Genomic DNA, 12,509 nt, shown 5'->3' on the forward strand with positions numbered 1-12,509 from the left:
CGGGTGTCGGGATTGCTCGAAGAGATACGGATTGCCGCCCACATGATGTGGACCCGCCGCTGGCTCGCGCTGGCGGTGGCGTGGGCTGTCTGCATTCTGGGCTGGCTGTTCGTCAGCCAGATTCCGAGCCGCTATGAAAGCCATGCGCGCATCTTCGTGCAGGTTCGTCAGGTATTGCCGGCCGGCGCCAACGGCTCCGCGGTGGGCGATCAGACGCGCGATATCGATACGGTGCGCCAGACGCTGACCTCGGCGGTCAACCTCACCAAGGTGGTGCGCGGCACCGATCTGGCGCAGGGCGCGACGACCGATCGCGCGATCGCCGATCGCGTCGCCGGCCTGCAAAATGCGATCAAGATCACCGCGCAGCAGGACAATCTGTTCGAAATCGTCACCACCGCGGCCTCGCCGCATCTCGCGCGGCAGATCACGCAGAAGCTGATCGACCTGTTCGTCGAGCAAAACCTGTCGGACGATCGCAGCCAGAGCGCGCAGACGCTGCAGTTTCTCGACTCGCAGCTTCAGTCGCTCGGCGCCAAGCTTCAGGACGCGGAAGTGAAGCGCGCCAATTTCCAGAACCGCTACCTCGGTTCGCTGCCCGGCACGGGATCGGTCAGTGACCGCATCGGCGCGGCGCGCGCGCAGATGGGGCAGGTCGACAGCGATCTTGCGGCGGCGCAGGCCAACCTTTCGGCGTTGAGCGGTCAGATGTCGGGGACGCCACGCAATATCCCCGGAGCCGGCCCTGCGCCGGGCGTGGGGCCGGCGCGCGCGCGCCTCGCGGCGATCCAAGGACAACTCGCCGATGCGCGGTCGCGCGGTTACACGGACAATCACCCCGATGTCGTGGCCCTGAAGGCGCAGCTGGCGCAGGCGCAGGCCGATGCGCGTAGCGAACCGGCCTCGGCCGGCGCGGCATCGGCGGACAATCCGGCCTATCTCTCGCTCCAGTCGATGCGGGCGGACCGGCAGGCGGCGGTCACCGCGCTGGTGATGCGCAAGCGCCAGCTTCAGTCCGATCTCGATACGCTCAACGCGAAACTGGCACAGGATCCGGCGGTCGCGGCGGAACAGGGCGGGATCGATCGCAATTACAGCGTGCTCAAGGATCAGTACGACCAGTTGCTCGTCCAGCGCGAGCAGGTGGCGCTGCACAGCCAGGCGCAGACGCAGACCGACGCAGTGAAATTCAGCGTGATCGATCCACCGACCAACTCGCGCACGCCGACCGCGCCGAACCGCCCGCTGCTGCTGACCGGGGTGCTTGCCGCCGGGCTGCTTGGCGGGCTGGGCGCGGCGTTCGCGCTCGGGCAGGTACAGGCGACCTTCCCAACAGCGCAGCGGCTGGAGAAAGCGTCGGGCATGGCCGTGATCGGCTCGATCGGCGAAATGGTGACGCGCGCCCAGTCCGAGGATCGCGCGAAGAAACTCAAATGGCTGGCGGGTGGCACCGCCGCGTTGCTGGCGAGTTATGTCATCCTGCTCGGGGTCGAGATGCTTCAACGGGGGATGGCAGCATGAGCAAATCGTCCGCCCCTCGCGATGGGTCGCTGATCGAACGCGCCGCGCAGATCTACGATTTCGACGCTCAATTCCGGGTGCGCCGCGCCGATCCGATTGTCACGCCGGTGACGCAAGCGCCGGACGCGACGGAAGACGCGCCGACTGTGCCGGTTCACACCTTCCTCGACGATGCCCCGCCGGCGCCGCCGGGCGCGATGAGCATGTCGCGCGAGGCCGCTGCGACTTTAGCTGCGATCCCGCTGGAATTGCGCGATTTCGCATCGCAAACCGATGATGGCGGCGAGTGGGAGGCATCATCCGGCGTCACGCATATCGATTGCGCGATGCTGGCCGGGAAGGGGATGCTCGTTCCTGGCGCGCCGGTTGGTGCGCTCGCCGAGGAATTCCGCCTGGTGAAGCGGCAGTTGCTGCTCAACGCGCGGACGATTGCGGCGGGCGCACCGGAGCGCCGCGCGCGGACGATCCTCGTCGGATCGGGAAAACCGGGGGAGGGCAAGACCTTCTGCGCTATCAACCTTGCGATCAGCCTTGCCGCCGAACGCGATGTTGAGGTGCTGCTGGTCGATGCCGATTTCGCCAAGCCCGATATCATGGCCTCGCTTGGGCTGGATGATTCGACCGGGCTGCTGGATATCATCAGCGATCAATCGCTCGATCCAGAAGCCTTTGTGCTCAAGACGGACGTGCCACAGCTTTCGCTGCTGCCCGCCGGTGCGCGCAGCCATGCCGATACCGAGCTGCTCGCCAGCGTGCGTACCGCGCAGGTGCTGGATCAGTTGCTCGCCGCCAGTCCGCGTCGGATCATCGTGTTCGATTCGCCGCCCGCGCTCGCCGCTTCGCCGGCCTCGGTGCTGGCGCTGCTCGTCGCGCAGGTGATGCTGGTGGTGCGGGCCGATCGCACGACCGATAGCGACGTGCGCGAGGCGGTGGCGCTGCTCGACGGCTGCGAGCATATCAGTCTGGTGCTGAACGCGACGTCCTATGAGCCGCATCGCGGGCGTTTTGGCAGCTATTACGGGCAAGGAAATCGATCATGAAGCGCGGTTTCCTCGCCGCGTCGTTCGGTGCGCTGATCGTCGCGTCGCCGGCGCTTGCCGATACGCGCTATGTCGCGCCCTATGTCGAGCTGGGGCAGGCGATCGGCGCCGATCTGACCAACGACGATGTCGTGACGTGGACACAGGTTGCGGTCGGCGTGGAGGCGGGCATTTCGAACGGTCGCGCGGAAGGTCAGATCAGCGCTCGCTACGAGCGCCGCATTCCGTGGAACGGCAATCTCAACGATGTGGATATGGTTTCCGGCCTCGCGCGCGGATCGGTGAAGCTCGCACCGGGCTTCTCGATCGACGCCGGTGCGCTGGCGACGCGCACCCGCGCCGATATTCGCGGCGCCGCGCCGGGGCTGTTCAGCGACAATGCGGCAAACGTGTCGAACGTCTATTCCGTCTATATCGGCCCGCAATATACTGCCAACGCCGGGCCGGCGCAGGTGATGCTCGGCTATCGCTTCGGCTATACGAAGGTGGAGGCGCCCAGCTTCACCGGGATCGCGCCGGGCGCGCCGCGGCTCGACTACTTCGATGATTCCACCAGCCATCTCGCCATGGCTTCGGTAGGAGTTCGCGCGGGGCAGATCGCGCCGTTCGGTATCACCGTCAGCGGTGCGCTGGAACGCGATTTCGCCAGCCAGCTTTCGCAACGTTACGAAGGCGAGTTCGCCCGCGTCGATGTGGTCCAGCCGATCAGCCGCACGGTCGCGCTGCGCGCGGGGGCGGGTTATGAGAAGATTCAATCGACCCAGCGCGACCCGCTGATCGACGGCAACGGCAATCCGGTGCTCGATGGCAACGGACGGTTCGTCACCGATCCCAATTCGCCGCGCCGCATCGCCTATAACACCGATGGCCTGATCTATGACGCGGGCGTGGTGTGGCGCCCCTCGGCCCGGCTCGAGCTTCAGGCCAACGCCGGCTATCGCTATGGCGGGGCGACCTATTTCGGATCGCTTTCGTGGCGTCTGTCGCCAAGCAGCGCGGTGCGCGCGGTGGTCTATGATGGGATCAGCACGTTCGGGCGCCAGCTCCGCGACGGGCTGGCTTCCCTGCCGACCAGTTTCGAGACGCAGGCAGATCCGTTCGGGCAGCAGTTCGCGGGCTGCGTATTCGCGGCGCAACCGGCAACGGGCGGCGCGGGCGGATGCCTCAACAGCGCATTCCAGTCCGTAACCACCGCCACCTATCGCGCACGCGGCATCGACGTGGTCTATTCCCGCACGCTGGGCGTGACGCGATTCGGGCTGGGCTTCGGCTATGCCAATCGCAAGCTCTATGCGCCGCCGGCCGCGCCGGGGATCAGCATCCTGGGCGACAATGACGAGAGCTATTATGCGCAGGTTTTCTACGCGCGTGCGCTGAGCCGCGTTTCGGAGATCGATGCCAATCTGTTCGTGAATTATTACGACAGCAACCTCGCGGCGATGCAGGGCGTGGTCGGTGCGGGCCTCACGGGCAGCTATCAGCATCGCTTCGGGCGCATCGGCGGAATCGCCTCGCTCGGCATCTACACCTATGACCAGCATGGTTTCGAGAGCCAATGGTCGGCGCAAGGGCTCCTTGGGGCGAGGTATACGTTCTGATGGCGTGGGGGCGACACAGACAGGCGGCGATCCGCCACGACAAGCAGGGAACATCGCAAGATGTATGAGGATCATTTCGGACTGCGCGAGCGGCCGTTCCAGCTCACGCCGGACCCGAAATATTGGTTCGATAGCGCCACGCACCGCAAGGCGATGGCGTATCTTGGCTATGGGCTGGCGCAGGGCGAGGGCTTCATTGTCATCACCGGCGATATCGGCGCGGGCAAGACGACGCTTGTCGGCCATCTGACCTCGCGGATCGATCCGGCCAACCTCAATGTCATCTCGCTGGTGTCGAGCGCGATTCAGGCGGACGATCTGTTGCGGATCGTCGCGACGGGGCTCGGTGTTGCCGATGCGCCGCGCAACAAGGCTGAGCTGCTCACCGTGATCGAGCGTGGGCTGAATGCGGTCGCGCGCACCGGGCGTCGCACCTTGCTGATCGTTGACGAGGCACAGGCGCTGGACATCTCCGCGGTCGAGGAACTGCGGATGCTCTCCAATTTTCAGGCCGGCGGGCGCGCGCTCCTCCAGATCTTTCTGCTCGGCCAGCCCGAGTTCCGGGAGCGGCTGCACGGTTCGCAGGCGCTGGAGCAATTGCGCCAGCGCGTGATCGCGATCCACCATCTCGACCCGATGGCGGAGGAAGAGATCGCGGAATATGTCGGCCACCGGCTCCAGATCGCCGGATGGCAGGGCAGCCCGGATTTCGCCGAAGACGCCTTCCCGCTGCTTCACCGCATCACTGCCGGCGTTCCGCGTCGCGTGAACCAGCTCATGGGGCGAGTGATGCTCCACGCCGCGATCGTCGGCGCGACGCTGATCGATGCCGCGCTGATCAACGAGGTGCAGGCCGATGCGGTGCGCGATCTGCCGACCGCGACGCCATCCACCGTAACGGCCGCGATCGCCGGCGAGGATGCGGCGGCGCTCGTCCAGCGCATCGCTGCGCTTGAAACCCGGATCGAGGAACAGGATGCCGCGCTGCGCCGCGTGCTGACCCTGCTGGTCGACTGGGTCGAGAATGAGGTCGGCCCGCCCGCTTCCCGGCTGGAGGCGGTGCGCGGCGCCGCAGCGTGAGATGGGCGTGATCAACGGCCTGTCGGTCGATATCGAGGAATGGTTTCAGGTCGGCGCGTTTGAAAGGACGATCGCGCGCGGCGACTGGGAGAGCCTGGAATCGCGCGTCGAGCGCAATACGGGCATGGTGCTCGATCTGTTCGCCGAAGCTGGTGTGAAAGCGACGTTCTTCACGCTCGGCTGGGTCGCATCGCGCCATCCAGCGTTGATCCGTCGGATCGTGGCCGAGGGGCATGAGATCGCCAGCCACGGCTGGGATCACGCACGCGTCTTCACCATGGATGCGGGCACCTTCCGCGATGATCTGCGCCGCACTCGCGCCGCGCTGGAAGATGCGGGCGGCGCCGCCGTCACCGGTTATCGCGCGCCCAGCTTCTCGATCGACGCGCGCACGCCTTGGGCGCATGTCGTGCTGGCGGAGGAGGGCTATGCTTATTCCTCCAGCGTCGCCCCGGTTGCGCACGATCACTATGGTTGGCGCGATAGCCCGCGTTACGCATGGCGGCCGCTGGCCGATGCGTCGCTGGTCGAATTGCCGGTGACGGTAGCGGAGATCGCCGGGCGGCGGCTGGCGACCGGGGGCGGCTTCTTTCGGCTGCTGCCGTCGGCGCTCACCAATTTCGCGGTGCGACAGGTGAACGGCGAGAAGCAGCCGGCGATTTTCTATTTCCATCCGTGGGAGGTCGATCCTGGGCAGCCACGCGTTGCCGATGCGCCGATGCGCTCCAAGTTGCGCCATTATAGCCGGCTCGGCGCGATGGCTGGCAAGCTGCGCGGGCTCGTCGCGCGGCATCAATGGGGACGGATCGACGCGATCGTGGCGCAAGGCGCGACGCGGTGAACGCCAGCGCCGGCCTGGCGATCACGGTGCGCGAGGCGCTGCCGGCCGATGATGCGGCGATCGATGCATTCGTCCGCGCGCAGCCGGATGCGACGCCATTCCATCTTCCCGTTTGGAGCCGCGCGGTGGAGCGGGGGTGCGGCCAGCGCGCGCGCTATCTGTTGGCGGAGCGCGGCGGCGCGATCGTCGGCGTGTTGCCGCTGACCGAGATGCGCTCGCCGTTGTTCGGCAATGCGCTCGTCTCGGCCGGTTTCGCTGTCGATGGAGGTGTGCTGGGGGAGGGAGCCGAGGCGCTCGCCGCCACCGCCTGCGCATTTGGGCTGCCGTCGGTCGAACTGCGTGGAGGCGCGGCACCGTCAGGCTGGACGATCGACGACACCACCTATCTTGGCTTCGTTCGTCCGCTCGCGATCGATGACGAAGCAGAGCTGAAGGCAATCCCGCGCAAGCAGCGTGCCGAGGTGCGCAAGGCGCTGGCGAACGATCTGGAGGTGATGACCGGCGGTGCCGAATGCGCGGCGGAGCACTATGCGGTTTATGCGGAATCCGTCCGTAACCTCGGCACTCCGGTCTTTCCCCGCGCGCTATTCCGCGCCGTGCTGGAGACGATGGACGCCGATGTGTTGACGGTGCGGCATCGCGGCGATGCGGTGGCGAGCGTGCTCAGCCTGTATTTCAATGGCACCGTCTATCCCTATTGGGGCGGCGGCACCGCGGCGGCGCGGGGGTCGCGCGCCAACGACCGGATGTATCTCGCGCTGATGGCACATGCGCGGGCGCGGGGCTGCACCCGCTTCGATTTCGGGCGCTCCAAAGTCGGCACCGGCGCGGCGGCGTTCAAGAAGAATTGGGGGTTCGAGGGCGAGCCGCTCGCTTACGCCCGATGGAGCGAGGGCGCGGCTCGTGAGGTGAACCCGCTCAACCCGAAATATGCCCTGATGGTGCGGACATGGCGCCGTCTGCCGCTGCCGCTCGCCAATCTCATCGGTCCGTGGATCAGCCGGGGTCTGGGGTGAGCGAGATTTTGTTTCTCGCGCATCGCGTGCCGTTCCCGCCTGATCGCGGCGACAAGATCCGCAGCTTTCATGTGCTGCGTCACCTCGCGGCGCGCACGCGGGTGCATCTCGTGGCGTTCGCGGACGATCCGCGCGACCTGACGCCGGCGCCGGAATATCGCACGCTAGTCGACGAATGCGTCGTGGTTCCGCGCACCAAATCGCGCGCGCGATCCGCGATCGAGGCGCTGGCGACGGCGCAGCCGCTGTCGCTCACCGCCTTCGCGCATCGGCGCGTTGGGGAAGCGGTGCGCGATATCCTCGCGCGGCGGCCGATCGACGCGATCTACGTCTTTTCGGGGCAAATGGCGCAATATCTCCCCGTCGCGGGCCCGCGCGCGATCATGGATTTCGTCGATCTCGATTCGGCCAAGTTCGCTGCTTATGCCGAGGATGCGAGCGGCCTGACCCGGTTCATGATGCAGCGCGAGGCGCGGATGCTCGCCGCGTTCGAGCGCGAGGTGGCGGGGCGCGTCGATGACAGCCTGTTCGTGAGCGCGGCGGAAGCGGCATTGCTTCCCGGCAGCATCGCGATCGAGAACGGCATCGATACCGCGCATTATGATCCGATCGCGCGGCATGTTCCGGTGGTGGGGCAGGGGCCACTTCTCGTCTTCACCGGGCAGATGGATTACCGCCCGAATATTGATGCGGTGACGTGGTTCGCGCGCGAGATGCTGCCGCGTATCCCCGGCGCCCGTTTCGCGATCGTCGGCCGCGCTCCTTCGACCGAGGTGCGCGCGCTGGCGGGCGAGCGCGTGATCGTCACCGGCGAGGTGGCAGATGTGCGTGGCTGGCTCGCGGCGGCGAGCGTCGTCGTGGCCCCCCTCAAGCTGGCGCGCGGCATTCAGAACAAGGTGCTGGAGGCGATGGCGATGGCGCGCCCGGTCGTCGCCTCCGAAGCGGCGGCGGAGGGGATCGACCATGACGGCACGATCGATGTCGCGGGTGACGCAGATGCGTTCGTGGCGGCGGTCAACGCGTTGCTTGAGGATCAGGCTGCCGCTGCCGCACTGGGCAAAGCGGCGCGCGCACGGGTGATCGCGCGCTACGACTGGGCGGCGGCGCTTGCTCCGCTGGACCGATTGATCGGGGTCGCGTCGGAGCCGCAGGCGGCGGCATGACGCTCGCCATGACCCAGAGCGCGGTCGTCGTTTCCCAGACGTGGCGACGCTCGTTGATTGCGCTGGCGGTGGTGGCCACGCTAATCCTCGCCGTCTTCCGCGACGATCTGTTTCATCTCGTATCGATCTGGTGGACCAGCACCACGTTTGGCCATTGCCTGTTTATCGGGCCGGTGGTCGCATGGCTGGTGTGGATCAGGCGCCGCGAGTTGGCCGCGTTGCAGCCGCAAGCGTGGTGGCCGGGGCTGGCGATCGTTGCGCTGGGCGGGTTCGGCTGGCTGCTTGGCGATGCGGCGGGCGTCGCGTTCGCGCGGCAGCTCGGGCTCGTGATGATGCTGCAAGGGGCGGTGGTGACCTTGCTCGGCGCGAATGTCGCGCGGGGCTTGTTGTTCCCGCTCTGCTACGCCTTGTTCCTCGTGCCGTTCGGTGAGGCGCTGGAGCCCGCCGCTGCAGCAGGCGACGGTGGCGATCACGCTGCCGCTGCTCCACCTGTTCGGCGTGCCGGCGGTGGTGGATGGCGTGTTGATCCACGCTGGTCGCTATTATTTCGAGGTGGCTGAGGCGTGTTCCGGCGCGAAGTTCGTCATCGCCATGCTCGCTTACGGCGTGCTGGTCGCGAACTGGTGTTTCACGTCATGGCGGCGCCGGGCGGTGTTCCTTGTGGTCAGTCTTATCGTTCCGGTGATTGCGAACGGCATCCGGGCATTCGGGACGATCTATGCCGCACATCTCACCTCGGTCGAGCGGGCGACCGGGTTCGATCATATCGTCTATGGCTGGCTGTTCTTCGGCATCGTCATGGCACTCGTAATGGCGATCGGCTGGCGCTGGTTCGATCGCGCGCCGGATGATCCCGCGTTCGATCCCACGCAACTGACGCGCCCCGCTTGGCCACCGTATCGCGCTCGTCCCCGCGGCCGCGCTGGTGCTGGCGACGGCAGGTGTGTTTGCCGGCTGGAGCGCGGCGATCGCCGCTCGTGCTGCTCAACTTCCCGCGCATATTACCTTGCCCGAGGTGCCGGGGTGGCGGCGCGCGCCGCTCAGCCGGCATGCACCCTGGCAGCCCAATTACCCGACGGCGGATCACTATTTGTTCGGTCGCTATGTCGATGCGGAAGGCCGCGCGGTCGACGTGGCGATCGCGGTGTTCGCCAGCCAGCGCGAGGGGAAGAAGCTCGCCGCGTTCGGCACCGGGGTGTTGCGCGAGAATGACGTGTGGGTGCGCGTTGCCGACGTGCCGGGCTTTTCCGGCGGCAGCGCGATGCGGATCACCGCGCCCGGCCCGGTGGAGCGGATCGTCGCGTCATGGTATCGCGCCGGCGGAAATCGTCACCGGGGAAGATGTCATCGTGAAATTCGCCACCCTCAGGGCCCGTTTGCTGGGCGGCGATCAGGCGGCGGTTGCGATCCATTTGTCGGCGGAAGGGGGCGATGCGCGCGCGCCGATCGAGCGCTTCCTTGCCGCGCTAGGACCGATCGATCGCATCGCGGATCGCGTGACGGCGGCACGCTGATGTGCGGCATCGCGGGGCTTTATTATTCGGGTACGCCCCAAGCCGGTTGATCCGGCGCGCGTGCGCGCGATGGCCGACGTCATGGCGCATCGCGGGCCGGATGGTTCCGGCGTGTGGACCGCGCCGGGCGTCGGTCTGGGTCATCGACGGCTCTCGATCATCGACGTGGAGGGCTCGCCGCAACCGATGCACGGCGCGGACGAGGCGCTGACCATCGTCTTCAACGGCGAGATTTATAACTACCGTCAGCTGAGGCAGGAACTTGGCGCGCGCGGCTGGGTGTTCCACAGCGACGGTGATACCGAGGTGCTGCTTGCCGGCTGGGCCGCATGGGGGCCGGCGATGCTCGATCGGCTGGTCGGCATGTTCGCCTTTGCCATACATGATGCGCGGGCGAATACGCTGTTCCTGGCGCGCGACCGGCTGGGGGTGAAGCCGCTCCATTATGTCGAACTCGCCGACGGTGCCTTGGCCTTCGCGTCAGAGTTGAAAGGCCTGCTCGCGCATCCGCTGCTGCGCCGCACCCCGGATGTCACGGCGATCGAGGACTATCTGGCCTTCGGCTATGTTCCCGACGATGCCTGTATCGTCGCGGGTGTGAAGAAACTTCCTGCCGGTCATTTCCTGCTGGTCGAGCGCGGCAAGCCGGTGCCCGCGCCGCGCCAGTGGTGGGACATATCCTTCGCCGATCGCGCTTCGGGCACCGCCGCTGCGCTGGAGGAGGAGTTGCTGGCGCATCTGCGGGAGGCGGTGCGGTCGCGCATGGTCGCGGATGTGCCGCTCGGCGCGTTTCTCTCCGGTGGCGTGGATAGCTCCGCCGTGGTCGCGCTGATGGCGGAGGCATCATCACAGGCGGTAAAGACCTGCACGATCGGCTTCACCGCCGCGGATCATGACGAGCGTGGCCATGCCGCGGTCATCGCCGAGCGGTTCGCGACCGATCACCGCGCGCGCGTGGTGGATGCGAGCGATTTCGGGCTGATCGACCCGCTTGCTCGGGCCTTCGATGAGCCATTCGCCGATGCCTCCGCGCTCGCGACCTTGCAGGTGTGCGCATTGGCGCGGGAGCAGGTGACGGTGGCGCTGTCGGGCGACGGCGCGGATGAGGCGTTCGCGGGCTATCGCCGCTATCGCTTTCACGCGATGGAGGAGCGCGTGCGCGGTGTGATGCCCGCCGGGATGCGGGCTAGCCTGTTCGGAACGCTCGGGCGCTTCTATCCCAAGGCCGATTGGGCGCCGCGCCCGTTGCGTGCGAAGACGACCTTTCTTGAACTCGCGGGCGACGGGGCGCATGCCTATGCCCGCGCGGTGGGCGTCACGACGCCTGCGCTGCGCCAATCTTTGTTCACCGATGCTGCACGCCGTGCGCTCGCCGGTTATCGCGCGGAGGATCGCTACATCGCTGCGATGCGTGACGCGCCAGCGCAGGACGGGCTGGATCGTGCGCAATATGCCGATGTGAAGATCTGGCTGCCCGGCGATATCCTTACCAAGAGCGACCGCACCAGCATGGCGGTCAGCCTTGAGGCGCGCGAGCCGCTACTCGATCATCGGCTGGTAGAATTCGCGGCGCGGCTGCCCGCAACGATGCGGTTGCGGCACGGCGAGGGGAAATGGCTGATGAAGAAGACGATGGAGCGCTATCTCCCGCGCGAGATTCTCTATCGCCCCAAGATGGGTTTCGTAACGCCGGTCAGTGCGTGGTTTCGCGGGGCGCTGGCTGATCAGGCGGCGGCACTGGCGAAATCCCGAACCTTGGGGGACACCGGCTGGTTCGATCTCGATCGCCTCGCGCGGCTCGCGGAGACGCATCGCGCCGGCCGCGAGGAGCATGGCCGGACGTTGTGGCAGTTCGTCATGCTTGAAAAGAGCCTCGCCCGGCTGTTCGGCTGAGCGGCCGGGGCGCGGACCTCGCCACGCCCCGGCGTATCGGCTCAGGCGAAGGAAACCGTCGCTTTGCGCTGGCGCATCGCGCCACCGATCGCCGCAAAGCCGAGGATCAGCATTGCCCAGATGGCAGGCTCAGGAACGCCGCCGTTGGGCGGGGCCGCTCGGTACATAAGCTGTCGGGTTGGTGACGGCGCGGTTGCCGATGTTGATATAGCCATTGACAAGGTTGTTGAAGCCCGGATTGCCCTGGCCGTCCAGCGCGACGACCGTCAAGCTACCGCCTTGAATCTGCAACTGATAATTCGCATTCTGAAACGTGAAATCGGCGATGTAGAAGAAGCCGTTGAAGTTGCCGTTGTTATACTGAACCGCCATCGGGGCGGCGGCATTCGCGGCGGTGAAGCTCAGCGGGCCGAAATTGAACGTGAACAGATCCGCGGCCGGAATATTGGCATAATCGGGAAAGCTGTTGTCCAGCACATTGACGAAGCCGGAGCCTGCCGCCGGGATCAGATTGTTGTCAAAAACGAAGCTGCCGCCGAACGTCTGGCCCGGCGAAAAGCCGTTGCCGCTGAACGGCGATTGCACGTTCGCGTTTCCGCCGAAAATGCCGCCGGAGAAATTGGCCTGGGTGTAAGTGTCGGCAAGTGCCGGTGTCGCGGCCGCGAAAGCGGCGATCGCCGCCGGCGTCATCAATATGCGCAGCATCTCGATTCTCCCCTGTCTGGTTAGCTTTGGTTAACCATACGGGAGTTTGGATAGTCGATTTTGATGACGGAAAGAAGTTAGTGGCCAAAAGGCACCATGGATGCCGGCCCAAAACGGGACGGCATCCATGAAGGCGAT

At 66.4% G+C, this 12,509-nt stretch carries 9 protein-coding genes and 2 pseudogenes; 9 read left to right on the top strand and 2 right to left on the bottom strand.

What is annotated here, in order from left to right; genetic code table 11:
* Positions 1–3 precede the first annotated feature (3 nt).
* From P0Y64_13190 to P0Y64_13230, 9 genes and pseudogenes are all read left to right on the top strand, one after another.
* Positions 4–1,521 carry a chain-length determining protein gene (locus P0Y64_13190; GenBank protein ID WEK42341.1) on the top strand — a complete coding sequence of 506 codons (1,518 nt, stop codon included), beginning with the start codon at positions 4–6 and terminating at the stop codon, positions 1,519–1,521.
* Positions 1,518–2,561, top strand: coding sequence for an AAA family ATPase (locus tag P0Y64_13195; protein WEK42342.1), 1,044 nt, complete (start codon positions 1,518–1,520; stop codon positions 2,559–2,561). The genes P0Y64_13190 and P0Y64_13195 overlap by 4 nt, the downstream gene beginning before the upstream one ends.
* The gene (locus P0Y64_13200; GenBank protein WEK42343.1) at positions 2,558–4,159 is read left to right on the top strand and encodes a hypothetical protein; all 1,602 of its coding nucleotides are present in this window, start codon (positions 2,558–2,560) and stop codon (positions 4,157–4,159) included. The genes P0Y64_13195 and P0Y64_13200 overlap by 4 nt, the downstream gene beginning before the upstream one ends.
* A gap of 60 nt (positions 4,160–4,219) precedes the next feature.
* The gene (locus P0Y64_13205; protein ID WEK42344.1) at positions 4,220–5,239 is read left to right on the top strand and encodes an AAA family ATPase; all 1,020 of its coding nucleotides are present in this window, start codon (positions 4,220–4,222) and stop codon (positions 5,237–5,239) included.
* A gap of 1 nt (position 5,240) precedes the next feature.
* The gene (locus P0Y64_13210; protein ID WEK42345.1) at positions 5,241–6,080 is read left to right on the top strand and encodes a DUF3473 domain-containing protein; all 840 of its coding nucleotides are present in this window, start codon (positions 5,241–5,243) and stop codon (positions 6,078–6,080) included.
* Positions 6,077–7,096, top strand: a complete 1,020-nt coding sequence (locus tag P0Y64_13215) for a FemAB family PEP-CTERM system-associated protein (protein ID WEK42346.1) — start codon at positions 6,077–6,079, stop codon at positions 7,094–7,096. Before P0Y64_13210 ends, P0Y64_13215 begins: the two co-directional genes overlap by 4 nt.
* Positions 7,093–8,259, top strand: a complete 1,167-nt coding sequence (locus P0Y64_13220; protein ID WEK42347.1) for a TIGR03087 family PEP-CTERM/XrtA system glycosyltransferase — start codon at positions 7,093–7,095, stop codon at positions 8,257–8,259. The genes P0Y64_13215 and P0Y64_13220 overlap by 4 nt, the downstream gene beginning before the upstream one ends.
* A pseudogene (xrtA, locus tag P0Y64_13225) lies at positions 8,256–9,773 on the top strand (exosortase A). Before P0Y64_13220 ends, xrtA begins: the two are co-directional and overlap by 4 nt.
* Positions 9,773–11,666, top strand: a pseudogene (locus P0Y64_13230) (amidotransferase 1, exosortase A system-associated). The pseudogenes xrtA and P0Y64_13230 overlap by 1 nt, the downstream one beginning before the upstream one ends.
* Positions 11,667–11,707: 41 nt before the next feature.
* Here P0Y64_13230 and P0Y64_13235 read toward each other — a convergent pair.
* Together P0Y64_13235 and P0Y64_13240 are read right to left on the bottom strand one after the other, a co-directional pair.
* Complete coding sequence (locus P0Y64_13235) at positions 11,708–11,779, bottom strand: hypothetical protein (GenBank protein ID WEK45051.1); 72 nt, start codon at positions 11,777–11,779, stop codon at positions 11,708–11,710.
* Positions 11,780–11,795: 16 nt separating this feature from the next.
* Positions 11,796–12,371 (bottom strand): hypothetical protein, encoded by a 576-nt coding sequence (locus tag P0Y64_13240; protein WEK42348.1) that lies wholly within the window; start codon positions 12,369–12,371, stop codon positions 11,796–11,798.
* Positions 12,372–12,509: the final 138 nt, after the last annotated feature.

Source organism: Candidatus Sphingomonas colombiensis (genome assembly GCA_029202845.1).
Classification (GTDB): domain Bacteria; phylum Pseudomonadota; class Alphaproteobacteria; order Sphingomonadales; family Sphingomonadaceae; genus Sphingomonas; species Sphingomonas colombiensis.

Coding starts and splice junctions, on each gene's coding strand:
- P0Y64_13195 (WEK42342.1), top strand. CDS start 1,518: ATGAGCAAATCGTCCGCCCCTCGCGATGGGTCGCTGATCGAACGCGCC.
- P0Y64_13200 (WEK42343.1), top strand. CDS start 2,558: ATGAAGCGCGGTTTCCTCGCCGCGTCGTTCGGTGCGCTGATCGTCGCG.
- P0Y64_13205 (WEK42344.1), top strand. CDS start 4,220: ATGTATGAGGATCATTTCGGACTGCGCGAGCGGCCGTTCCAGCTCACG.
- P0Y64_13210 (WEK42345.1), top strand. CDS start 5,241: ATGGGCGTGATCAACGGCCTGTCGGTCGATATCGAGGAATGGTTTCAG.
- P0Y64_13240 (WEK42348.1), bottom strand. CDS start 12,371: ATGCTGCGCATATTGATGACGCCGGCGGCGATCGCCGCTTTCGCGGCC.